Annotated in this window: 22 protein-coding genes; 11 read left to right on the top strand and 11 right to left on the bottom strand. The window is 63.6% G+C overall.

The annotated features are described in order from the left end of the window. Nucleotides 1-71: 71 nt before the first annotated feature. Together hpbA and V6590_RS17415 are read left to right on the top strand one after the other, a co-directional pair. Entirely contained in the window at nt 72-2,108 is a 2,037-nt protein-coding gene (gene hpbA / locus V6590_RS17420) for an N-methyl-L-proline N-demethylase HpbA (RefSeq protein ID WP_335424960.1), read from the top strand. A gap of 165 nt (nt 2,109-2,273) precedes the next feature. Beyond that, nucleotides 2,274-2,813, top strand: a complete 540-nt coding sequence (locus V6590_RS17415; protein WP_335424959.1) for a hypothetical protein — start codon at nt 2,274-2,276, stop codon at nt 2,811-2,813. A gap of 72 nt (nt 2,814-2,885) precedes the next feature. Here V6590_RS17415 and V6590_RS17410 read toward each other — a convergent pair whose 3' ends face one another. Continuing rightward, nucleotides 2,886-3,671 carry a CPBP family intramembrane glutamic endopeptidase gene (locus V6590_RS17410; protein ID WP_335424958.1) on the bottom strand — a complete coding sequence of 262 codons (786 nt, stop codon included), beginning with the start codon at nt 3,669-3,671 and terminating at the stop codon, nt 2,886-2,888. A gap of 153 nt (nt 3,672-3,824) precedes the next feature. Here V6590_RS17410 and V6590_RS17405 point away from each other — a divergent pair, with 153 nt between their 5' ends. Beyond that, complete coding sequence (locus tag V6590_RS17405; protein ID WP_335424957.1) at nt 3,825-4,799, top strand: SH3 domain-containing protein; 975 nt, start codon at nt 3,825-3,827, stop codon at nt 4,797-4,799. A gap of 33 nt (nt 4,800-4,832) precedes the next feature. Here V6590_RS17405 and V6590_RS17400 read toward each other — a convergent pair whose 3' ends face one another. The 7 genes from V6590_RS17400 to V6590_RS17370 all read right to left on the bottom strand — a co-directional run bounded on the left by V6590_RS17400 (nt 4,833) and on the right by V6590_RS17370 (nt 11,999). Next, entirely contained in the window at nt 4,833-5,321 is a 489-nt protein-coding gene (locus V6590_RS17400; RefSeq protein WP_335424956.1) for an SRPBCC family protein, read from the bottom strand. A gap of 35 nt (nt 5,322-5,356) precedes the next feature. Further along, on the bottom strand, nt 5,357-6,640 hold the full coding sequence (locus V6590_RS17395) for a Tm-1-like ATP-binding domain-containing protein (RefSeq protein ID WP_335424955.1): 1,284 nt from the start codon (nt 6,638-6,640) through the stop codon (nt 5,357-5,359). Nucleotides 6,641-6,655: 15 nt separating this feature from the next. Next, nucleotides 6,656-7,621 carry a phosphotransferase gene (locus tag V6590_RS17390; RefSeq protein WP_335424954.1) on the bottom strand — a complete coding sequence of 322 codons (966 nt, stop codon included), beginning with the start codon at nt 7,619-7,621 and terminating at the stop codon, nt 6,656-6,658. After that, entirely contained in the window at nt 7,621-8,913 is a 1,293-nt protein-coding gene (locus V6590_RS17385; RefSeq protein WP_335424953.1) for an aspartate aminotransferase family protein, read from the bottom strand. The genes V6590_RS17390 and V6590_RS17385 overlap by 1 nt, the downstream gene beginning before the upstream one ends. Next, a complete protein-coding gene (locus V6590_RS17380) occupies nt 8,906-10,402 on the bottom strand; it encodes a tripartite tricarboxylate transporter permease (protein ID WP_335424952.1) in 1,497 nt (498 codons plus the stop codon). Before V6590_RS17380 ends, V6590_RS17385 begins: the two co-directional genes overlap by 8 nt. A gap of 7 nt (nt 10,403-10,409) precedes the next feature. After that, on the bottom strand, nt 10,410-10,964 hold the full coding sequence (locus V6590_RS17375; protein ID WP_335424951.1) for a tripartite tricarboxylate transporter TctB family protein: 555 nt from the start codon (nt 10,962-10,964) through the stop codon (nt 10,410-10,412). A gap of 99 nt (nt 10,965-11,063) precedes the next feature. Beyond that, nucleotides 11,064-11,999 (bottom strand): tripartite tricarboxylate transporter substrate-binding protein, encoded by a 936-nt coding sequence (locus V6590_RS17370; RefSeq protein WP_335424950.1) that lies wholly within the window; start codon nt 11,997-11,999, stop codon nt 11,064-11,066. Between the two features lie 120 nt (nt 12,000-12,119). On the opposite strand from V6590_RS17370, the gene V6590_RS17365 reads away from it, so the two are divergent. The 4 genes from V6590_RS17365 (at nt 12,120) to V6590_RS17350 (ending at nt 16,504) form a co-directional block, all read left to right on the top strand. Next, entirely contained in the window at nt 12,120-12,911 is a 792-nt protein-coding gene (locus tag V6590_RS17365) for an IclR family transcriptional regulator (RefSeq protein ID WP_335424949.1), read from the top strand. Between the two features lie 108 nt (nt 12,912-13,019). Then, nucleotides 13,020-14,501, top strand: a complete 1,482-nt coding sequence (locus V6590_RS17360; RefSeq protein WP_335424948.1) for an aldehyde dehydrogenase family protein — start codon at nt 13,020-13,022, stop codon at nt 14,499-14,501. Further along, nucleotides 14,486-15,148, top strand: a complete 663-nt coding sequence (locus tag V6590_RS17355; protein ID WP_335424947.1) for an HAD-IA family hydrolase — start codon at nt 14,486-14,488, stop codon at nt 15,146-15,148. Before V6590_RS17360 ends, V6590_RS17355 begins: the two co-directional genes overlap by 16 nt. A gap of 3 nt (nt 15,149-15,151) precedes the next feature. After that, on the top strand, nt 15,152-16,504 hold the full coding sequence (locus V6590_RS17350; RefSeq protein ID WP_335424946.1) for an aminotransferase class III-fold pyridoxal phosphate-dependent enzyme: 1,353 nt from the start codon (nt 15,152-15,154) through the stop codon (nt 16,502-16,504). A 39-nt stretch (nt 16,505-16,543) separates the two neighbouring features. Here V6590_RS17350 and V6590_RS17345 read toward each other — a convergent pair whose 3' ends face one another. Next, complete coding sequence (locus V6590_RS17345) at nt 16,544-17,356, bottom strand: helix-turn-helix domain-containing protein (protein ID WP_335424945.1); 813 nt, start codon at nt 17,354-17,356, stop codon at nt 16,544-16,546. A 157-nt stretch (nt 17,357-17,513) separates the two neighbouring features. Between V6590_RS17345 and V6590_RS17340 the strand changes: the two genes are divergently transcribed. The 4 genes from V6590_RS17340 to V6590_RS17325 all read left to right on the top strand — a co-directional run bounded on the left by V6590_RS17340 (nt 17,514) and on the right by V6590_RS17325 (nt 21,442). Next, complete coding sequence (locus V6590_RS17340) at nt 17,514-18,233, top strand: aspartate/glutamate racemase family protein (protein ID WP_335424944.1); 720 nt, start codon at nt 17,514-17,516, stop codon at nt 18,231-18,233. A 1-nt stretch (nt 18,234) separates the two neighbouring features. Further along, nucleotides 18,235-19,128 (top strand): asparaginase, encoded by an 894-nt coding sequence (locus V6590_RS17335; RefSeq protein WP_335424943.1) that lies wholly within the window; start codon nt 18,235-18,237, stop codon nt 19,126-19,128. 161 nt (nt 19,129-19,289) lie between these two features. Beyond that, entirely contained in the window at nt 19,290-20,720 is a 1,431-nt protein-coding gene (locus tag V6590_RS17330; protein ID WP_335424942.1) for an alanine/glycine:cation symporter family protein, read from the top strand. A 224-nt stretch (nt 20,721-20,944) separates the two neighbouring features. Next, a complete protein-coding gene (locus V6590_RS17325; protein WP_335424941.1) occupies nt 20,945-21,442 on the top strand; it encodes a type 2 periplasmic-binding domain-containing protein in 498 nt (165 codons plus the stop codon). Here the strand turns inward: V6590_RS17325 and V6590_RS17320 are convergent. Beyond that, nucleotides 21,410-22,111, bottom strand: a complete 702-nt coding sequence (locus V6590_RS17320) for an RES family NAD+ phosphorylase (protein WP_335424940.1) — start codon at nt 22,109-22,111, stop codon at nt 21,410-21,412. The genes V6590_RS17325 and V6590_RS17320 overlap by 33 nt on opposite strands. Beyond that, nucleotides 22,108-22,497 (bottom strand): antitoxin Xre-like helix-turn-helix domain-containing protein, encoded by a 390-nt coding sequence (locus V6590_RS17315; protein WP_335424939.1) that lies wholly within the window; start codon nt 22,495-22,497, stop codon nt 22,108-22,110. Before V6590_RS17315 ends, V6590_RS17320 begins: the two co-directional genes overlap by 4 nt. Nucleotides 22,498-22,564 lie beyond the last annotated feature (67 nt).

Genomic DNA, 22,564 nt, shown 5'->3' with positions numbered 1-22,564 from the left:
GACAGGGATGAACATTTCGGCCAGCGTCAGGCGCAGGACAGGCCCCCGGAACAGACCCAAGGTGCGGTGAGATGAGCAACGATCCCCTTTTGCAACCCTTTCAGCTGAAGCATCTGACGCTGCGCAATCGCATCATGATCACCAGCCATGAACCGGCCTATCCCGAAGACGGGATGCCGAAGGGCCGCTATCGCGCCTATCATGTGGAACGGGCAAAGGCGGGGGTGGCGCTGACGATGACCGCAGGTTCCGCCTCGGTCGCGCGGGACAGCCCGCCGGTGTTCAACAATATCCTGGCCTGGAAGGATGAGGTCGTCGGCTGGATGAAGCAGATGGTCGATGAATGCCACGATCATGGTGCGGCGGTGATGATCCAGTTGACCCATCTGGGCCGTCGCACCCGCTGGGACAAGGCCGACTGGCTGCCCATCGTCGCCCCCTGCCATGAACGCGAGGCCGCGCATCGCGCCTTTCCCAAGCGGATCGAGGATTGGGATATTGCCCGCATCATCGAGGATTTTGCCGATGCGGCGGAACGGATGAAGGCGGCGGGTGTGGACGGGATCGAGCTGGAGGCCTATGGCCATCTGCTGGAACAGTTCTGGTCACCGCTGACCAATGATCTGGACAATGACTATGGCGGCAGTCTGGACAACCGGCTGCGCTTTACCTTCGATGTGCTGCGCGCCATCCGCGCCCGCTGCGGGCAGGATTTCATCGTGGGCCTGCGCTATACCGGCGATCAGTGCCAGCCCGGCGGGATGACCGCCGCCGAGGGGATGGAGATCAGCCACAAGCTGAAGGCCAGCGGGCTGGTCGATTTTCTGAATGTGGTGCGCGGGGCGATTGATACCGATCCGGCGCTGACCGATCTGATCCCGATTCAGGGCATGAAGAACGCTCCGCATCTGGATTTTGCCGGTAAAATTCGTGCGGCGACCGGCTTTCCCACCTTTCACGCCGCCAAGATCCCCGATGTGGCCACCGCCCGCCATGCCATCGCCAGCGGCAAGCTGGACATGGTCGGCATGACCCGCGCCCATATGGCCGATCCGCACCTGGTGCGGAAGGTGATCGAGGGCCGCGAAGATGACATCCGGCCTTGCGTGGGGGCGAATTACTGTCTGGACCGTATCTATCAGGGCGGGCTGGCCTTTTGCCTGCACAATCCCGCGACGGGCCGCGAAGAAACCATACCGCACAGCATCGCGCCCGCAGCGGTGAAAAAGCGCATCACCATCGTGGGCGCCGGACCGGCCGGGGTCGAGGCGGCGCGGGTGGCCGCCGAACGCGGGCATGCGGTGACGGTGTTCGAAGCCGCCGATCAGCCGGGCGGCCAGATCCGTCTGACCGCGCAGGACGAACGGCGGCGCGAGATGATTTCGATCATCGCCTGGCGCATGGCCCAATGCGAAAAGCGCGGGGTCAGTTTCCGCTTCAACACCTTTGCCGAGGCCGAGACGGTCCTGGACACCAACCCCGACGAGGTGATCATCGCCACGGGGGGGCTGCCGCATACGGCGGTGCTGGGCGCGGGCAATGATCTGGTTCATTCGGCCTGGGATATCCTGTCGGGCGATGTGAAGCCGGGGTCGAATGTGCTGATCTTCGATGATGCGGGCGATCATGCGGCGCTGCAGGCGGCGGATCTTGTCAGCGCAACCGGTGCGGCAGTGGAAATCGTGACGCCCGACCGCAGTTTTGCGCCCGAGATCATGGCGATGAATCTGGTGCCCTACATGCGCAATCTGCAAAAGCGCAACACGACCTTTACCGTCACATGGCGGCTGATGTCGGTGGCGCGCGAAGGCAACCAGTTGCGCGCGGTTCTGGGCAGCGATTATGGCGATGTCCGGCGCGAAAGGCTGGTGGATCAGGTGATCGTGAACCATGGCACGCGACCGCTGGATGATCTGTATTTCGAGCTGAAACCACAGTCGCGCAATCTGGGCGAGGTGGATTACGATGCTTTGGCCGAAGGCCGCAGCCAGCAGGTTGTCCGCAATCCGGGTGCAGGTTTCCGCCTGTTCCGCATCGGCGATGCGGTTTCTGCCCGCAACACCCATGCGGCAATCTATGATGCGCTGCGTCTGGTGAAAGACCTGTGACAGGATCTGTGCGGGGTGCCCGGCTGCGCCCCGCGACACATTTGCCATCTTCGCATAGTGGATAGACCGGCGGAACAAGCCTTCCTACAGTGAAGCCCGTCGGCACCCGTGTCGATTGACGCGACGGCATGCCGCGATTTGGTCTCACTTGAAGGAGTTCAAGAGATGAAGCCTATTGTCACCACATTTGCCATTGTCGCCTTGTGTCTGCAACTTGGTGCCGCGCCCGCCGCTGCCGAAATGAACGATGATCAGAAGGTGGCTGCCGCGATCGCGATTTTGGGCATTGCCGCGTTGGCGCATCACAAGCACCATTACAAGGATGGCTACAAGCCTTCTGACGATGTGGAAACCGCTGAATTCGAACGCGGCTATCGCGATGGTTTGCATGGCTATGCCTATTGGGAATACAGCCAGACACGCGGTTATGTCGAAGGCTATCGCGCGGGCGAGAACGAGCGGCAGAACAGCGTGGCCCATCGCCGTGTCGATGCAGATCAGAAAGCCCCGCCCATGGCCTATAGCGGCTGCGCCGATATCGTGGCGCAGAATTTCGCGGCCAGCAAAAACCATGTGCATTTCGTCAAGGCCCGGTCGCCCCAGAAACACAAATGGGAGATCGAGGCCACGGTCGGCCACGAGCATATGGTCTGCACCATGCGCGATTCGGGTGAGCTGATTGATCTTCGGGGCGGCAAGCTCTGATCAGTGGATGCGTAGGTGGTATCGGGCGCACGGCTTCGGCTGCGCGCCCTCGGTTTTTCTGGGCGCGGCGTGTCAGGCGGTGGCAGAGGCGTGGGTCTTGCCGATGTTGCGCATCAGCCAAAGGCCGTAAAGCCCGTTGGGCAGAACCAGCAGCACAGGGAACAGGATCGCAAGCCCGCCCTGGTCCGGTGTCGCGGCAATCTCGGGGGCCAGAAGCCCATCTTGTGCCGTTGCCGCCGCCACCCCCAGCGAGAAGGTGGCAAAATCCCACAGTCCATGCAGCAGGATCGGCGGCCAGAGTGACCCGCAGCGCAGGCGGTAGGCAATGAAGAACAGCCCGCTCAGGCAGGCAGCGCAGGATTGGATCAGCGCCGGGCCCAGATCACCGGTGACAAAGACGTTCAGGCTGTGGATCGCGCCGAAGGCCAGCGAGGTGATGACGACGGCAGGCCAGACGGGCATCGCGTGGCGCAGGGCCTGCAGCAGCGCGCCCCGGAACATCAGTTCTTCGGAGAACCCGACGAACAGGCAGTTCATCAGCACAATACCCATCGTGATCGGCCCGGGCAGGCCCATCGCTGCGGCCGCCCCGAACGCGCCGAGAATGTAGATCATCGGCAGCCATCCCAGAGCCCATGCGCGCAAGGGCGCCCCCCGATCCAGCCCGACATCCCGCCAGCCCTGCCACAGGACCACGGCCAGGATGAAGCCGCCAGCCAGCATCCAGGCCCAGCCAAACCCGCGTGAGATGATCTCGGTCAGTGCGGCCTGTCCGGCCCCGGTCAGCAACGGCAGCAGAACCGTGATCGCGGTCCAGATCACAAAGGCCCCAAGGGCGATGGCCAGCCGACGTGTCATCCCTGCATCCTTTGGCCTGTCGCAAAAAGGTATCCGTCAGAGCGGAAACATCCTTCGCGGGAGTTTCGTGTTTTGGATAGCGTGCCGCCCGGCTTTGTGTCTAGTCTTGCGGACAAGCTTCCCGGTCATACCGCAAAGACAGAGGTTTTTCCGATGCGCCGATTCCCGCCACTTGCCCTGATTTCCCTGCTGCTGGCCGTGTCCGGTGCCCCGTCGGCATTTGCCCAGCAAAGCCAGCTGATCGACCCTGTTGCCGTCACCTCGGGCCTGAAACTGGACGGGCAGGTAAAGGGTGATGCAAGCGTGGATTATCTGGTGGAAGGGCAGGGGGGGCAGATGCTGTCGGTCGATCTGTCTTCGGCCAATCCGTCGCTTTACTTCAACATCCAGCAGCAGGGCGCGCCGGAGGCGATCTTCATTGGATCGACCAGCGGCAATGTGGCGGATGTGTCGCTGCCTGCGACTGGAACCTATGTTGTCAGCGTCTATCTGATGCGCAATGCAGCGCGGCGCGATGAAGCGGCCAGCTATACCTTGGGCATCGGTCTGGCGGGCGGAGATTTCGCCGATGGCCTGGCCGGAGGGCCGGATTGGTGGCAGGTGACCGGGTTGTCCGAAGGGGCGTTGAACATCCGTTCCGGCCCGGATCTGCGCTATGATGTGGTGGGCAAGGCGCAGAATGGCGAAGTGATGCAGAACCGCGGCTGCCGGATGACGGGGCCTGACCGCTGGTGCAATATCCGTGTCTATGGATCGGGCGTGGAAGGTTGGGTGGCCGGAACCCATCTGACCGAAGCTGCGGCCCCGCCGCAGGCGCAGATGCCCGAAGGCGGGCCGGTCGGCAATGGCATCGGCTTTGATGCTACGGGCAGCCTGCCCTGCGTCACGGCGGCAGGGGCGGCCCCGGCCGATTGCCTGTTCGGCGTGGTGCGGGATGGGCCGGGCAATGCCGGGGTCTGGATCGCGATTGGCGGCGGGGTTGAACGGCAGGTGCTGTTCAAGGGGGGCGTTCCGGTATCCGCCACCGCACCGCAGGAAATGCGGGTCGAACGGGACGGCGATATTTTCCGCATCATCCTGGGGGATGAACGCTATGACATTTACGATGCCATCGTGAATGGCGGCTGATCGCACAACCTGCCTTGAACCGGGCGGCGGGGTTCAGCCCCGCCGTGATGCCATCAGGGTCATTGCATAGGTTTCCAGCTGGGTGGCCACCGTGCCCCAGCCATCGTGAAAGCCCATCTCTTCATGGCTCTGGCGGCTTTCCGCGTTGCGGTGCCGGGCGATGGCGGTGTAGACCGTGCCGCCGCCCGGCGCATCGGACAGCAGAAGCAATGCCGTCATGAACGGGTCGGGTGCGGGCTTCCAGCCTTCGGAATAGGCATCGGTGAACACGAGCCTTTCGCCTGGAACGATCTCCAGAAATACCCCGCAATTGTCCATCACCTGACCTTCGACATCGAAAGTGGTGTTGAACCGCCCGCCGATGCGCAGGTCGATATCAACCGCCGTGACGCGATGCGGGGCCGGAATGAAGAAATGCGGGATATGGGCGGGGCTGGTCCAACACTCCCAGATCAGCGCGCGCGGCGCCGCCAGAATGCGGGTCAGGCTGAGATCGGTCGCCGGATCAAGGTCGGGGATCATGCTGCGCGGTCCTGTTTTGCCATGCGGGCAGGGTTTCAGGAATCGGCGGCTGTGCCAAGTGCTGTCTTTTGGTCTTCGTTCTCCGGCCTGCCCTTTGGCACGATGCCTGCCGCGATCCAGTCATCCAGCCGGGCCAGCACCGCCGTGCAGAAGGCGGCATCGTTGATATGGGCATCAAGAACCGTCAGGCCGATCCGCCCCGCCATTGCGCTTTCGGCCGCCTCGCAGAAGGCGGCCAGCCCTTCGGGATCACGGGCGGCTTCACCCGGCCTGTCCCATTCCTCGATCCCGCCTTTGGGCAGGAAGAAATGGGTGGGCCCCTGTGCGGCGGCCAGACGGTCGGCCATGGCCCGTGCCAGATCGCGGCGTTCATCGGCATTGAAGGCCACGCTCTTGATCAGGCGGTTGTGCATATGGAAGGGCCGGTCGCGAAATCTTTCGGGGATGTCCTGCCAGCCTGCCAGATCAAGGATATCCGCCGCGCCGGGGGCCACCAGTTGCGGCGTGCCGCTGCGGCCCGCGCCGGTCAGCCGGTCGGCCCCGGCGCTGACCAGTGAGCCGTTCAGCATGTTGACCAGTTCCTGCAGCGAAAAATCCATGACACAGGCAAAGGCCCCATCGGCGGCCAGCCGTTCAAAGGCCATGCCGCCCATGCCGGTGGTGTGAAAGACCGCGATGTCATAACCGCGGCGCGTCAGTTCCGGGTGCAGGCGTTTCATGTATTTCAGGCAGGAAGACCCGAGCGAGGTCATCCCGATCAGCGGGCGGTCAAACCGGGGTGGCTCGGCCGCGCGGGCAGCCCCCAGCACCGCGCCTGCCGCCTGGCTGAGCGAGGATTTGCACAAGGGGTTCAGCCCATAAAGCCCGCCGGCCCACAGGATGAACTGCACATCCGCCGCCATGCGTTCGGCGGCGATCAGGGGTGATCCGGCCACGGTGGAGACGATGTATTTCGGCACGCCAAGGGGCAGGGCCTGCGCGCAATCCAGCGCCAGATCGGTGCCCATGGTGCCGCCGAGGGCGATCATGCCATCCACTCGCCCGGCCTGATGCAGACGGCGGGTCAGGGTGGCGGCGCCCGCGCTCATCTGAGCAAAGGCCTCGCCTTCTTCGCCAAGGGCGATCAGCGCATTAATGGTGGTGCCTGCGGCGGCGGCCACCTCATGCTTAGTGATCCCGACGGGGATCGCGGCTTGGCCCAGTACGCTGACATCCATCGCCAGAACCGCGCCGCCCTGCGATTCAATCCGCGCAATCAGATAGGCCAGTTCATCGGCCTTGGTGTCGAATGTGCCGATGACCAGAATGGTTTTCGTCATCTGTGCTTCCCCCCTTCAGGACTGTGACGCGCTGTTCAGCCATGCGCCACACAGGTCTTGCGCCTGTGCGATGAAACGTGCGTTGCGGGCGGTGCCGCCCTCTTCGTGCAGGCGGGGCACGATCCAGCCCACATAGGTTGCGGCGCGCAGGGCCAGAAACAGGTCCAGCAGCGCCAGATCCAGCGGGCGGCGGCTGTGATAGCCCGCGATCAGCGCGGCCCGCAGCGCCGGATAGTCCGGTTCGGACAGGTTTTTCAGCAGCACCGTGGCCAGATCGAACAGGCGGTAGCCGAACCCGCCATCATCGAAATCGATCATGCGGATGATCGGGCTGTGGGGCGGGCCATCCAGCAGCACGTTTTCGCGCACCAGATCGGCATGGATCAGCCCGGTATCCAGCGCGGCCCGGGCCAGATGGTCGCGTGCCTGTGCGCGGAACTGCGTCAGCAGAGCGCGCGTGACGGGGGGCAGGGTGGGGTTGTCCCAGAACCGGCCCCAGACTGGCGCCTCGCCCAGTAGGCCATCGGCATCCCAAGGGCAACGGCGAAAGCCGTGCGGTGGGGCCCATGCGTCGCAGGCGGCATGCAGCCGGGCCATTTCTGCCCCAAGCGCGCGAAAGGCGGCGGGTGCATCGGGCAGCGCCAGCGGCACCCGGCTTTGCCCCATGGCAGTGCCGGGCAGCCAATCCACCAGATCGACAAAGCCATCCCCCAGCCGTTCCAGCAGCCTGCCGTGGCGCGACGGGCGGGGCTGGGGCACCTGCAGCCCGGCCCGGCCCATCGCGGCAAGCCACGCCAGTTCCGATTGCAGTTCATCCTGCTGGCGATAGCCGGGGCGGCGCAGGCGCAGGGCAAAATCGCCCTCGGGCGTCGCAACCCGATACACCCGGTTTTCCCGCCCCGCCACAAAGCGGCAGCTTTCGGCAGACAGCCCCCAAAGCGCCAGAGCCGTTCCGACATCCGGGTCAAGCGCCTGCGGCATCATGGGGCGACCGGCGTTTCGGCCAGAACCTGATCCAGCGTGGTCATCAGCAGGTCCAGATGTGCGGTACTGAAGGGCATGGGCGGGCGGATTTTCAGCGTGTTCTTGTGGCGACCCAGCTTTGACAAAAGGATGCCGCGCTGGCGCAGCCGGTTCACCACGCGGTCGGCATAGGCCGGGGCAGGGGTCTTGCTGTCACGGTCCAGCACGAATTCCGCGCCAAACACCATGCCGGATTGCCGGACATCGCCGATCACCGGGTATTTCTGCGCGAGTGCCTGCAGCCGGTCGGCGGCCAGCCTTCCGATCCGCGCGGCATTGGCCTGCAAGTCCTTTTCCTGCAATTCATCCAGTACCGCAGCGGCCGCCGCGCAACTGACCGGGTTGCCGCCAAAGGTGTTGAAATAGCGAAAGGATGTGCGGAAACGCGCCATGATGTCGGCCCGTGTCACCAGACCGGCCACCGGATGGCCATTGCCCATGGGTTTGCCCATGGTCACCACATCGGGAATGACGCCCTGTTTCTGATGCGCCCAGAAATGGCTGCCGCAGCGGCCAAAGCCGGATTGCACCTCGTCACAGATCAGCAAACCGCCCGCGCGGCGCGCGGCCTCGGCGGCGGGGCGCAGCCAGCCTTCGGCCTGTGTAGGGAAACCTTCGTTCAGAAACAGCGGGCAGACGATCAGCGCGGCAAAGCCGATGCCGGAGCGTTCCAGATCGTCGATCGCCGCCTGCACCCCTGCGGCGAAATGCTGGCCATCGGGATCGGGGATGCGATAGCTGTCGGGGGCCTGCACATGGCGCAGATATTGGCCCAGGCCGAACCCCACCGCGGGGACATTGCTTTTCGACAGATGGCTGACCAGCGTGGTATTGCCATGATAGGTGGCATCGGTCGCGATGATGCCGCGCTTGCCGGTCATCGCCTCGGCCATGCGCAGGGCGATGTCATTCGCCTCGGACCCGGTGCAGGTCAGGATGGCGGTATTCAGCGGATCGTCGAACGTGGCGGTCAGGCGTTCGACATAATCAAGGATACCTGCGTGCAGATAGCGGGTATGGGTGTTGAGCGCGGCGGCCTGCGCACAGATCGCCTGCACCACGCGCGGGTTGCAATGCCCGACATGGGGCACATTGTTGTAGCAATCCAGATATTTGCGCCCCTCGGCATCCCAGAGCCAGACGCCTTCGCCCCGCACGACATGCACCGGATCATCGTAAAAGGTGGACATGTTCGGCCCCAGAAGGGCGCGGCGGCGGTCCATCAGACCGGGGATGGCAAGATCAGTCATGGCTTGTGCCCTTGCGGTTGGGGCGGGATTTGACCACGGTCCAGACCTGCCCGGCGATGGCCAGCACGATCATCAGGAACAGGATGAAGGCGATGGGCCGATCAATGAAATCCAGCGGTTCGCGCACCCGGGCCATGGCGGTGCGCAGCCGGTCCTCCATCAGCTTGCCCAGCACGATGCCCAGGATGATGGGCGATGTGGGCAGGTCCAGCCGTTTGAGGATGAAGCCGAAAAACCCGAAGGCCGAGGCGATGGCCACATCGGTCATCGAATTGCGCAGGGTATAGACGCCGATCAGGCTGAAGGTCAGGATCATGATCCCCAGAAAGCGGTTCGGGATCAGCATCACCTTCATCAGCGTGCGCGTCGCAAAGAACAGAAAGGCGACAACGATCACATTCAGCAGGAACAGGCACAGATACAGCGCATAGATGAAATCCATGTGCTGGGTGAACAGTTGCGGCCCGGGGATCACGTTATGCACATAGAACACCGCCAGCATCATCGCCGTCAGTTCCTCGCCCGGGATGCCAAGCGCCAGCAGCGGGATCATGGCGGCGGCGGGGACCGAATTGTTCGCGGCCTCGGAGGCGACGATGCCTTCGGGATTGCCCTTGCCGAACAGCTCGGGCGTTTTGGAACTGCGCTGCGCATAGGCGTAAGACATGAATTGCGACATGAATTCCCCCACGCCGGGGATCATCCCGCAGATCACCCCGAAGGACGAGGCCACCGTGGCCACGCGGCGATACAGCCACAGGTCCTTCATCTGGCTGAAAAAGCCGATCTTGGCGACGGGGGGCAGATCATTCGCCTTGTCGCGCCCCATCAGCAGCACCAGCGCCTGACTGATGGCAAACAGACCCAGAACCACGACAATCAGATCGACCCCCGATTGCAGCCAGGGCTGGCCGAAGGTGAACCGCTGGGTATAGGCGGTGGATTCGATGCCGATGGTTTGCAGAAAGATGCCAAGGCAGGCTAGGATCGCCGCGGGCAGCACCTGCCCGCGATGGGTGACGATCACCAGCACGATGCCCAGAAGGGCGGCCAGAAAGATCTCCCGCGCCCCGAACATCGGCGCTACCTTTGCCAGAAACGGCGCCAGCAGCATCAGCGCCACAATGGAAAACACCGCGCCATAGAAGGATGCGGAATAGGCAAGGCTGAGCGCGCGCCGCGCCTCGCCCCGCTGTGTCATCGGATAGCCGTCATAGGTGGTCAGGGCGTTTACGGGCGTGCCGGGGGTGTTGACCAGGATCGCCGGAATGGCCCCGCCGAACATCGACGAGCCATAGATGCCCAGAAGGGCCGTCAGCCCGACAATGGGTTCCAGCGCAAAGGTCACCGGCAGGACTATGGCAATCGCCACCGCCGCGCCCACGCCGGGCATGGCCCCCACCAGAACCCCGCCGATGGAGCCGATGAACAAGGCGGCCATCACATCCCAGCGGGCCAGCATCTCGATGCTTGAAAGAAGCGTATCCATCTGGGCCTCAGAAATAACGGAGCAGGATGTAGCGCAGCGGATCGGGCGCAAATTCATAGATCGCACCGCCGGGGATTTTCACGTTCATCGCCGATTTGAAGAACAGCACGACGAACAGCCCGAAAGCGGCGGCGATCCAGACCGGTCTGCCCCGGTATCCCAGACGCAGGGCCAGCCCGGTGCAGAAGGTGACTGTTGCCAGCAGATAGCCGATGACCGGGATCGCCAGAACATAAAGCATGTACCAGCCGATGAATTCGAGCGACCGCAGCCATGCCGCCGCTTCTTGCCAGCGGCCGGGGGTGCGCGTCACCCGGATGCGCGACCAGGCGTTCATCAGCCCGAACAGCACTACGCCGCCCAGCGACAGGCTGGGCCAAAGCCGGGGCTGCGAGGCCAGACCCTTGCCCGGCAACCATGTCGTTTGCCATGGGATTGCTGCCAGCAAAGCCAAAGCGACACCCATCGAAATCATCACGAAGAGGATTTCGCCCGGCTTGCGGCTTTCGGGGAAAACATGGGGATGATCGGGGGCGGGGGGATCGTCTGCCTGCTGGCGCATCAGGCCATACTCCGTATCTGCGAAGGGGACTGTGGCACGCGGCCTGTGGGGGTCTGCCCAAAGGGGGCAGACCCGCCGCCACTGTGTTACGCCGGGGCGTTACTGGGCCAGCATCGTGGTGATGCGCGCAGATACTTCGAGATCAGAGGCGATACGGGCCGCTGAAGCCTTGGCATCCATCCAGTAGACCAATGCCCCGGTCTGCGCCGCCAGCTCCTGTGCGCGGGGCGAAGCCATGGTTTCCTGCGCGGTGGCAATGATCTTTTCGCGGATGTCAGCCGGCGTATCCTTGTGGACGAACAGCCCGTTCCACAGCGAGATGTTCAGATCCGGCGTGACCGAGGCCAGCGTGGGCGCATCGGGCACGACCGAAATCGGGCCATCGGTCACGGTGGCCAGGATCTTCACACTGTCCAGACAGGGCATGACCTGCTGGATCGTGGTGTTGATCACGTCAAAATCGCCCGAGGCCAGCGAATTGCAATCCAGTGCTGCCGCCGAAGCCTCGCCGCCCCATTCAAAACCCAGTTCCTTGGCCGCCGCAAAGGTGGCCTGCGTGGGCAGCAGGAAGGCCCCGAAATGGCCCAGCAATTGCGGTTCGGTTTTCGAATGTTCCGCCAGTTCGGCCATGGTCGCATAGGGCTTGTCTGCGGACGTGGCGATGACAAAGGGATAGGTCAGGAAAATGCCCAGCGGTTCGAACGGGTTGGGGTTCAGGCCCGGCACGCCGACATCGGGGCCGACCACGGGCACATCCACCACGAAAGACCCGATGGTATAGCCATCCGGGGCTGCCGCCGCGACTTCGGCCGCGCCGGGGAAGGGGCCGCCTTCGGAAGGTTTGTTGACCACAGCCGCCGCCACGCCATACTTCGCTTCGAAGTCTTCGGCGATCATGCGCGTCAGGACATCTTCCAGATCACCGGGGGGGAAGGGCACAACAAAGCTGACAGGGCGATCGGGGTATTCTGCGACAGCGGGGCCTGCGACGCAGGCAGCCGCCACGGCAAGCAGGGCAAATTTCGACTTGAGCATTGACGACCTCTCTGCGGTTTATTATTATCACCAGTGGTTCAAATCTACCCGCTGCGCCGCTTTGCGTCAACGAATTTTGACGCATGGGAAGCGCAGCGCCATCATGCCCGAGGGGGTCATATGTCCACCACTGTTGCCAAAGCCTTGTCATTGCTGGATCATTTCTCAGAATCCGAACCCGAGATCGGGCTTTCGGAACTCGCGCGCCGGTCGGGGGTGGACAAGGCCACGGTGCATCGGATGTTGGGCGTGATGTGCGATTACGGTCTGCTGGAAAAGCGGGGCGATGCGCGGCTCTATCGCCTTGGGGCCGGGGTTTTGCGGCTGGCGCGGGTGCGCGAAACGGCGTTCCCGGTGTCATCTGTGTTTCAGCAATCCCTGGATTCGCTGTCGGCCGAGATTGGCGAAACCGCGCATGCCTCGCTGGTATCTGGCCGGGCGCTGGCCACCATCGGGATCAGCGAAGCCAATCGGGGCAGCCGCGTGTCACTGGTGGCAGGTGAGATGCTGCCGATGCACAGCACGGCCTCGGGGCTGGTGGTTCTGGCCTATGCGCGGCCGGATTTCGTGGATCGTGCGCTGAGCGAACCACTGGCCGCCCGAACCTCGCGCACCATCACGGACCCCAATATTCTAAGGGCGCGGCTGCAGCAGGTGCAACTGACCGGCTATGCGGAATCGGATCAGACCAACGAGGACGATGTCTATGGCATTGCCGTGCCGGTGTTTGACAACAATGGCGATCCGGCAGGGGCAATTGCGGTGGCGACGCCCGCACATCGGATGACCAACGACCTGCGCCAGCAGATCATCACCGCGCTGTTTGAACAGGCCGAGAAGCTGACCTTCAGCACAGGCGGGCGGGCGCCCGGTTCCTTTGCGGCGCTAGCGGCGAAGGTTCGGCAGGGCTGATGGGGGCAGTGGCTTTGCGCCCGGTGTCACCACGGAACCGAAAGGCAGGTTGACCGGATCAGCATGTCGGTGCATATTATACACCACTGGTGTAAATAAGGAACCGATATGAGCCAGAGCGACATCGAGACCCTGCGCACCCAGCCAGTTGCCGTCTTTGACCATCTGATTGACGGGCAATCGGTGCCTGCCTCTGACGGGCAAAGGATGACGGTGATCTCGCCCCTTGACGGCCGCCCGCTGACGAGCTGCGCCCGGGGAACGATTGCCGATGCCGATGCGGCCATCACCGCCGCGCGCCGGGCCTTTGACGATGGCCGCTGGTCAGGCCTTGCGCCTGCCGCGCGCAAGAAGGTGCTGCTGAAATGGGCCGATCTGATCGAAGCACAGGCGCTAGATCTGGCGGTTCTGGGTGTGCGCGAAAACGGCACGGAAATCGGCATGGCGCTGAAGGCCGAACCGCTCTCTGCCGCCGCGACCCTGCGCTATTACGCCGAGGCGATCGACAAGCTGCCGGGCGAAATCGCGCCGACCGATCCGGCTTTTCTGGGCCTTGTTCACCGCGAACCGGTGGGCGTTGTGGCGGCGATTGTCCCATGGAACTTTCCGCTGATGATCGGGGCGTGGAAATTCGCGCCTGCGCTGGCGGCGGGCTGCACCATGGTGCTGAAACCGGCAGAAACCGCATCGCTGACATTGCTGCGGGTGGCGCAACTGGCTGTCGAGGCAGGCATGCCACCCGGTGTGTTCAACGTGGTCACCGGCGCGGGGTCGGTGGTGGGCGCGCGGCTGGCCGAGTCGATGGATGTGGATGTGCTGGTCTTTACCGGGTCGGGGGCCACCGGGCGGCGCCTGCTGGAGGCGGCGGCGCGGTCGAACCTGAAGCGGGTCTATCTGGAACTGGGCGGCAAATCCCCCAACATCATCTTTGCCGATGCCCCCGATCTGGACGAGGCGGCGAAGGTTTCGGCGCAAGGCATCTTTCGCAATTCCGGGCAGGTTTGTATCGCCGGATCGCGGATTCTGGTGGAACGCAGCATCCATGCGGCCTTTGTCGAAAAGCTGGCAGCGCAGGCGGCGGAGATCCGGGTGGGCGATCCGCTGGACAGCCAGACCCAGGCGGGTGCAGTCAATTCCGAACGCCAGTTGCGCCAGAATCTGGAATTTGTGGCCGAGGCCCGGGCGGCAGGCCGCACCGTGATCGGTGGCGCAAGGCTTCGGGAGGAAACCGGCGGCTATTACATGGCCCCCGCCATCATCGCCGATGCGCAGCCCGATGACCGGGTGTTCCGCGACGAGGTCTTTGGGCCGGTGGTCACCGTGACCGCATTTGACACCGAGGCCGAGGCGGTGGCGCTGGCCAATGACACGACCTTTGGCCTTGCGGCGGCGGTCTGGACATCAAACCTGTCGCGGGCGCATCGGATGGTGCGCAAGATCCGGGCCGGGCTGGTGCATGTGAACACCTATGGCGGATCGGACCTGACGGTGCCTTTGGGCGGGGTCAAGCAATCAGGCAATGGCCATGACAAATCGCTGCATGCCTTTGACAAGTATCTGGATCTGAAAACCGCATGGGTGAAGCTGTGACCCGGGCGCTGGTGCTGGATTTCGGCGGGGTGATTTCGAAAACCCTGTTCGAAACCCATGCCCTGTCCGAGGCCGCCCTTGGCTTGCCGCCCGGCACGTTGCAATGGCGCGGGCCGTTTGATCCGGCGGGTGATGCACCCTGGCGTGCCATGCAGGCGGGCGAGATGACCGAACGCGACTATTGGGCGCTCAGGATGCGCGAAACCGGCGCGCTGCTGGGTGAGAGCTGGACCGAATTTCCGCAATTCGTGGGCCGGTTGCGCGGTGCCGATCCGGCGGCGGTGATCCGCCCCGAGGCGCTGGCGGCAATTGCGGCGGCAAAGGCGGTGGGGCACCGGCTGGCCATCCTGTCGAACGAGCTTGATCTGTTCTACGGGGCCGACTTCCGCAGGAAACTGCCCTTTCTGGCCGATTTCGACCTGATCATCGACGCAACCTATACCGGCATCCTGAAGCCCGATCCCCGGGCCTTTCAGCTTGTTACCGACGGGTTGGGCCTGCCCGCATCTGCCTGCGTCTTTGTGGACGATCAGGCAAAGAACCTGAAAGGGGCCGAGGCGGTCGGCATGCCATGGGTGCATTTCGATGTTACCCGCCCCTCAGAAAGCCACGCCCATGCCCTGACCCTGCTTTCGCAAGGAGCTTGACCGATGAAAGATTCGAATTTCCTGAAGGAAAACAACGCGCGGCGCTTGTGGCACCCGATGTCGCACCCGGCCGAAAGCCTGGCCAGCCCGCCTGATATCATCGTCGAGGCCGAGGGGGTGGAGATCGTCGATATTGACGGCCATCGCATGGTCGATGCGGTGGGCGGGTTGTGGAATGTCAATCTGGGCTATTCCTGCCAGCCGGTGAAGGATGCGATCACCGCGCAGTTGAACCGGCTGCCCTATTATTCGATTTTTCGTGGCACGACGAATGACAATGTCATCGAACTGGCCGAGATGCTGGCCGATTTCTTTGCCCCCGACGGGCTGTCGCGGGCCTTCTATACGTCGGGCGGATCGGACGGGGTGGAAATCGCGCTGCGCCTGGCGCGGCAGTATCACAAGATCCGGGGCGAGGCCGGGCGGGTCAAGTTCCTCAGCCTGAAGAAGGGCTATCACGGCACCCATACGCTGGGGGCATCGGTCAACGGCAATGCCAATTTCCGCACGCAATATGAACCCCTGATGCCGGGCTGTTTTCACACGCCCGCGCCCTATACCTATCGCAACCCGTTCAACGAAACCGATCCGGCCCGGCTGGCCCAGATGTGTCTGGCCGCCATCGAGGATGAGATCCGGTTCCAGGACCCTTCGACCATCGCGGCCTTCATCATGGAGCCGGTGCTGGGCGCGGGTGGTGTCATCCCGCCGCATGAAAGCTTCATGCCGGGGGTGCGGGCGCTGTGTTCGAAATACGGCATTCTGCTGATCGCCGATGAGGTGATCACCGCCTTTGGCCGCACCGGCAGCTGGACCGGATCGCGCCATTGGGGCGTGCAGCCCGATCTGCTGGTGTCGGCCAAGGCGATCACCAATGGCTATTTTCCCTTTGGCGTCGTCATGGTGGCCGATGCGGTGGCCGAAGTGTTCGAAAAGGATACCAGCGGCAAGGCGGCGATCGGGTCGGGCTATACCTATTCCGGCCATCCGGTCGGGGCGGCGGCGGCCATTGCCTGCCTACGCGAAACCGACCGGCTGCAGGTGCATCTGAATGCCGGAGCGCGCGGGGATCAGCTGTTTGCCGGTCTGCAGGCCTTGATGGCGCGGCATGGGGTGATCGGCGATGTGCGCGGCGGGCATGGCCTGATGTGCGCGCTGGAATTGGTGTCGGACCGCGCAGCCAAGACGCCCATCGACAAGAAGACCATCGGCCGCGTGCATCGCGCCACCTATGAGGCCGGGGTGATGGTGCGGGTCTCGGGTAACAACATCATCCTGTCGCCGCCGCTGGTGATTTCAGAGGCCGATGTGGCCAAGATCCTGTCGGGGCTTGAGGCGGGGTTCGACGCGCTCTGACCTTGCAAAAGTCCCGCCCCGGTTCCGGGGCGGGGCCCGTCAGAAACGGGCATCGGAAAAGGCCTCGAACACATGGGGGCCGGACTGGGTATTGTCGATCATCGGGCGCACATGGCCGGGTATTTCGGCGCTGTCGCGGTCAAACAGCCCGCAGCGCCGCAGGGCGCCCATCAGCGGCAGGCGCGGTGGCGTGCGTTCCATATAGGTGCGCACGCAGCAGGGCACATGGTCACGATTGGCCGATACCCCCACCTTGACCCCGTGCAGCCGTGTCCAGCGATGCGAATAGTCGGGGTAAAGCACGGTCTGCGTCATCTCGATCCCGGCGCTGTATTCGTAATCGTTCAGGAAGATCCGGTCGCCGGTCATCAGGGCGGCACCCTGATAGCGGTAATGCCGGTGGCAGGGCCTGTCGAACCGCCCCATCCGCTCCAGCCGCCGGTAAAAGACGTGGTCGCCTTCGATGGAGACAGCCAGAAGCGCCCGCACGATCTGCCCGCGCGAGGACATCGAATAGTAATATTCGTAGAAGGTGCCGACCAGGTTGAGAATGCGGGGGTCATTCCCGGTCAGGATACGGTCGAAATGCTGGCGCAGCGTCCGGGTCAGCGTGTCAGAGGCCAGCCCGCGTAGCTTCACGATTTCGGCAAAGGCGTCCTCGGGCATGACGATTTCATGTGGATCGACGCCGAAATAATCGCAGATCCGCCGCATGAGCGCGCCGCGCGGGAACGAGCCGCCCGCAAGATAGCGGTTCAACTGGCTGCGGTTGATCTTCAGATCCTGCGCCACGCGCGAAATCGACGGGCGGTAGCTGCATAGCAGGCGCAGATTGGGGCCGAAGGTATCCATGATGCTGACCGATACGGAAACGGCGCAAGAATGCACCAAACAGCACCAGTTTGCATAATTGCCCTGTCAACGCAATGTCGCGAAATTCGCCCGACCATCCCTTCACTTTTCGGAGATCGACATGCCGGCGGATCAAGGCCATCCCCCGATCCCTTTCATGGGCCCGCGCGCCACCATCGGCATCATTGCCGGTTCGGGGCCAGAGGCCGGGATCGACCTTTGGGCCAAGATCCTGAAGCGCAATCAGGCTGCGATCGGCCCTGGCTTTCGGGGGGATCTGGATGCGCCGCGGGTGGTGGTGGTTTCGGAACCCGAACTGGGGCTTTCGATGGATCTGGCCACAAATGATGCCGCTGTCTGGGACGCCATGTGCCGGTCTCTGGCGGCATTGGCACCGCAGGTCGATGCCTATGCCATCGCCTGCAACACGCTGAACTGGTACGCGCCAAGGATCGCCGAACTGGGGTTGTCAGCTGATCTGGTATCGTTTCAATCGGTGCTGGCCGACTGGATCGCGCGGACCGGCACCACACGGCTGGCGCTGCTGGGGGCAGGGCCGGTGACCGAGATGGGCGAATGGTCGGCCTATCGCGGTCTGCCCGATCTGGTCGAGGTGGAACTGCCCGCCGACAAGTCGGCGCTGCACCACCTGATCGAGGATGTGAAACGTCTGGGCAGCTCTGATGCCAGCCTGCGGCCGCGCTTTGCCGAACTTGTGGCGGGGCTGGACGCACAGGTGGTGCTGCTTGCCTGCACCGAATTGCCGTTGATCGGCGACATCGAAACCGACAAGACGCTGGTGGACGTGACCGAATTGGTGGCCGAGGCGCTGGTGGCCCGGTCGCTTTCGGCGCAAGGCGCGGGGCATGTGGGCTGAGATGGCGGAAATTCTTGTCATTCATACGGGTGGCACTATTGGCATGGTTTCAGGGGCCGAGGGGTTGGTGCCTGCAGCCGGTGTGGTGGAACAGGCGCTGGCGGCCATGGCACCCCGCGATCTGGAGATCACGGTCGAAGCCTTCGATCCACTGGTGGACAGTGCCGAAATGGGGCCAGCCCATTGGAACCGGATCATCGATCTGATCGCGGGTTTCCGGGGCAGGGGGGTCATCGTGACCCATGGCACCGATACCATGGCGTTTACCGGGGCCGCGCTGACGCAGGCCTTGGCGGGGATCGGGCTGCCGGTCGTGCTGTGCGGGGCGATGCAGCCGCTGCGGATGGGGGGCGATGCCGAGGGCAATCTGGCTCTGGCCCTCGATGCCGCCACCACCGCCGCTGCTGGGGTCTGGCTGGCCTTTGCAGGGCGGGTGATGCCTGCGGCCGGGCTGGTCAAGCACGACTCCCAGGGAGACGACGCGTTCCGGTCTGTGCCGCAAGAACCCGTCACGGCGCCGTTCGGGCCACGCCGCTTTGCGCCGGCGCGGCTGGCCATCCTGACCCTGTCGCCCGGCCTTCCGGCAGCCATGATCGGCGCCGCACTGGCAGAACTGGACGGGGCCGTTCTGCGGGTGTTCGGCGCGGGAACGGTGATGACCAATCCGGCGCTGGAACAGGTGCTGGCCGAAGCCGTGGCGCGGGGATGCCGCATCCGTGCGGTCAGCCAATGCGAAACGGGCGGGCTGGTGCCGGGGGCCTATGCCGCAGGGGCACCGCTTTGGCGGGCGGGTGTCACGAATGGCGGCACTGAAACGGCAGAAGCGGCGCTGGCACGGCTCTGGCTCGATCTGTCTGAACCTGCTATGGCTTTGGGATATTCGCCTCAAGGTTGACGTCAAAACAAGCGTTTCCGTGAGGGAAGGCCCCCTTTCCGCCAGATGCGCAATTGGATTTCAGGGGGATGCCATCATCATGCCCCTGACAAGCCGGGCGGTCATGACCGCCACACAACACGAACCCGGGCGGCATGCGCCGACCAAAGAGGGAGGGACAAATGGAATTTCTTCAAACGCTGTTCAGCTATGTTGACAGCCTGACCTGGGGATGGGCGCTTATTCCCATTCTGGTGGTGTTCGGCGTGTTCATCACGATCATGTCGGGTTTTGTGCAGCTGGAATTCTTCGGCCGCATGTTCCGCGTGCTGTCGAGCAAGAACCAGAACAATGACCCCAATGCCATCAGCGCACGCGAAGCCCTGCTGGTTTCGGTCGGCGGTCGGGTCGGTGGTGGCAATATCGCCGGTGTCGCGGTTGCGATCACGGTCGGTGGGCCGGGCGCGGTGTTCTGGATGTGGTGTATCGCGCTGGTCGGCATGGCCACCAGCCTTGTCGAATGCACGCTGGCACAAGTCTACAAGCGCAAGGATGGCGAAGACAGCTTCCGTGGTGGCCCGGCCGATTATATCCGGCGCGGCCTTGGTGCGAATTACAACTGGCTGGCCATCGTTTATGCGGTCTGCCTGCTGGCGGCCTTCGGTCTGGGCTTCAACGCGTTTCAGGGCAATACGGTCGCCGGGGCCGTACAGGATTCGCTGGGCATGAACCGCTATGTGACTGGCGCGCTGCTGGCCATCGTGACGGCGCTTGTGATCTTTGGCGGCATCAAACGCATTGCCAAGGCTGCCGATGTGGTCGTGCCGGTCATGGCGGTGGGCTATATCGCGCTGGCCATCGGGGTCATCGTGCTGAACATCGGTGAACTGCCTTCCGTGATCGCGCGCATCGTTTCCAGCGCCTTCGGCTATGAAGAGGCGATTGCCGGCGGCATGGGGGCGGCCATTGCGCAAGGGCTGCGCCGCGGCCTGTTTTCCAACGAGGCGGGCCTTGGTTCGGCCCCGAACGTCGCCGCCACCGCACTGGTGCGCCATCCGGTCAGCCAGGGGATCACCCAGTCGTTTTCGGTGTTCATCGACACCATCCTGATCTGTTCCTGCACCGCCTTCATCATCCTGTTGGGCGATGTCTATGTGCCGGGCGCTGAAGGGATTGATGGCGTGGTGCTGACCCAGCAATCGCTGGCCAGCCATTATGGCGACTGGTCGCGCTATGCGCTGACGGCGGCGGTGCTGCTGTTTGCCTTCTCGTCGATCATCTACAACGTCTATCTGGGCGAAAACGCACTGGCCGCAATCACCGGGTCCAAGCAGGCGATCACGGTGCTGCGGGCGGCGATTGTCGGGATCGTGTTCCTTGGGGCGGCAGCGCCGGGCGCGACCTCGGTCTTCTTCTTCTCGGACCCGATGATGGGGGTGCTGGCGCTGGTGAACCTTGTGGCGATCCTGATGCTGTTCCCCACCGCGATGCGCGTCGTGAACGATTTCCGCGCGCAGCTGAAGGCCGGGGTAGAACGCCCGATCTTCGATCCGGCCAGTTTCCCCGATCTTGATCTGGATCGCGAGGCCTGGAACACCAAGCGCTGGAAGTGATCAGCAAAAAGGGCCGCCTTCGGGCGGCCCTTGTCTTTGCAACGGTCGCATCCCTGTCAGAGTGGCGACAGCAGCAGCATCTGCAACTTGCTCCGGTGCCACGAAAATTGCGGCTCGGCATAACCCGCCGACGCCCAGCGTTTTCGGCTCTGACACCTTTTCGAAGATGCGGAATGGCAGGTCGGGCAGATGCTGCGCATTGTCGTGCTTTCTCCTTGCGGCGCATGCGGTTGCTGCCCACCTATCTGCCGGGACAGTTGCGCCGGAACCTGACTTCGGAAATCTGCGCCGTGACGATGGCCCTATTGGCCACGGGTGCCCTACCCGCAGAGGCGGAAGGCGCGCTGAACATCCATAACTTCGGCCTTTATACCCCGCCCGACCTGATCGAGAAATTCGAAAAGACCCATGATGTGAAGGGCACGCTGACGGAATATGACAGCAACGAGACCGCGCTTGCCAATGTCGCTCCGGAATGGGCCAAGGACCGGTCCCGGACTGATCCACGGGTCTGGGGCACCATGGGCATGATGGTGAACCGCGATGTCTATGCCGGGGACATCAACACCGCTGCCAGCTTCCTTGATCCGCCCAAGGAGTTGAAAGGCAACGGCATTGTCGGCAGCGGGGCCTTCCTGACCGCCGATCTTCTGGCCGGATCCCCGATGACTTCAAGGCCATGTCTGCGATCAGGCGACCGCAACCAACGCATAATCCGGTGATCCTTCCCAGATCAGATCCCATGATGCGCCCGGGCGCACGTTCTGGATGGCGCGGGGGTCGAAACACACAAGGCAATCCCCCCCCGGCGCGGGGGCGCGGACCGAAGGATAAATCAGCCCGCGTGCACCTTCGCGGCGCAGGTGCTGGGCCAGGCTTTGGCCTTCGGGATAGCCGATGGCCGGATCGGGATGCAGTGCAGGGTGCCGGGGTTCATCCCGGATGTCGTGAAATTCGCCGATGAAATCGGCCAGCAGTTCCACATAGCGCGCACGATCATGGAACACCCCGGCAAAGCCGAGTTCCCGCGTGCGGTGCCAGGCCACCTCGATGACCGACACCATCGTGTTCCAGGAACAATACCACGCGCCGCGATCTTCGCCGTTGAACCGGTTTCCGCCTGCGCGCGTATAGGTGAAGGCCGCATTCACATGGGTTTCGCCATAGATACGCAGATCGCGGCTGCGGCGGTGCCATGCCAGTTCGCGCGGGTCGAAATGCGGGCTTTTTCCGCGTTCGGCCTGCAGGCGCGCGCTGGTCAGCCCTTCGATTTCCGCCAGAATGTCCAGCTCTTCTTCGCTATCGACAAGGCCGCGCAGGGCGGGCGGCTTGTGATAGGTGGCGGGCAGCAGGCGCACAAGGCCACGATCGGAAATGGGGGTGCGCTTCATGCCCCACCGCGCAGGGCATCAAGATAGGTGCGCACGGCCAGGATCTGCGGCAGGCCGCCGTCGATTGCCGTATCGATGGGGCGGGTGCCGCCGAACAGCGGCCCGGTATTGGGGCGTGTCATCCATGTGCGCGCCAGCGGGTCAGAGAAATACAGCTCCAGCGATTTGTAGATGCCGATCACCGCACTGAGCCGCAGCAGTTGATCCTTGGTCAGTTCCCCGGTGAATTCGGGTTTGCGCGCGCGTTTCCAGGTGCTTTCCGACATGTCGGCCAATGCGGCGGCCTCTTTCAGGCTGAGCCCCCAGGCCTCGGCCACACGGGCATAGGCCTTCAACGCAATGGCGTTGATCTGGGCGGGTTCGCGGATCCTTTGGGCAACGGGCATTGGCGGCCTCCTTGACACAGGATATGGATCATATGGCCCGAATGTAAAGACCATCTGAACCTTGCGG

The sequence above is a fragment of the Gemmobacter denitrificans genome (assembly GCF_036964905.1).
GTDB classification, from domain to species: Bacteria; Pseudomonadota; Alphaproteobacteria; order Rhodobacterales; family Rhodobacteraceae; genus Gemmobacter; species Gemmobacter denitrificans.
This window is presented reverse-complemented; position numbering and strand designations above follow the sequence as displayed.